Annotated in this window: 1 protein-coding gene and 1 pseudogene; both read left to right on the top strand. The window is 37.2% G+C overall.

Translation table 11 applies throughout. The features are described from left to right. Positions 1–624, top strand: a pseudogene (locus tag CBI42_RS13355) (ISLre2 family transposase); the annotation flags it as partial. Further along, on the top strand, positions 533–808 hold the full coding sequence (locus tag CBI42_RS13350) for a hypothetical protein (protein ID WP_256963797.1): 276 nt from the start codon (positions 533–535) through the stop codon (positions 806–808). The pseudogene CBI42_RS13355 and the gene CBI42_RS13350, both read left to right, overlap by 92 nt. Positions 809–858: the final 50 nt, after the last annotated feature.

The raw sequence follows: 858 nt of genomic DNA, 5'->3' as shown, positions 1-858 counted from the left end.
AATCATTTTGAAATCACTGATCGAACTCTTCTTATCACTAACTCGGACAATGGTAAAGGATATTCTCGCAGAATATTTCAAGAAATTAAGAAGGTCTTACGGATTAAACGTCATGAGCATTTCTGGGATGCCTATCATGTCAATGAAGAACTTAAAAGATTCCTGAAGCCGTACCCATCTACACTACTTGATCTTGCTTTTAAGGCCATCAAAAATCATCAGAAGAGCCTGCTTCAGACCGTACTAGATACAGTTGAATCTCTCACAGAAAGTCAAGAAGCTCTTGATAATTTTTACAATTTCCGTAAGAAATTATTAAGAAATTTCTGTGACACTAGACCACCTAAACTTAGAGGGTTATCCTCACGTGGTATCGGGGTAATGGAGAGTCAGCACCGAAAGGTTACTTACCGTATGAAACATCGAGGGATGTATTGGTCCATCGAAGGGGCTTGTACTATGGCCAGAATGATACTCCTTGAACGAATCGATCAGCTATACAATCTATTTTTTGGATCTTGGAGACAAGAGTATGAAGAATTTAGGGATACGGGACCAGGTGCAGGATTTCGTATTAACCATAGGCCACACAAAGCAGTTATCAGAAAAAGAGGGCATAAATAATACAAAAAGGCAGACAAAAGCCTCTAAAAAAAGATTTTTTAGAGGTCTTTTTGTCATGTTTTCATACAAAACAGTTGCTTTTTTGCCTAATGTGTGTTACAATAATAAAGTAAATAAAAACGAAAAAGGTGTAGAAGCAGCAACTACTACACCACCGATTAAGACAAAACAACACTTTGCTTAATCAGTCAAACAATATTGTAGCATAAATAGTGCAATATAGTCAAGGGCTGG

The organism is Streptococcus sp. KR (assembly GCF_002238115.1).
Classification (GTDB): Bacteria; Bacillota; Bacilli; order Lactobacillales; family Streptococcaceae; genus Streptococcus.
Note: the sequence above shows the minus strand (reverse complement) of the source record. Positions and strands in the feature narration are given on the sequence as shown.

Bases quoted from the DNA above. Each gene is read 5' to 3' on its own strand.
- CBI42_RS13350 (WP_256963797.1), top strand. From the start codon at position 533: ATGAAGAATTTAGGGATACGGGACCAGGTGCAGGATTTCGTATTAACC.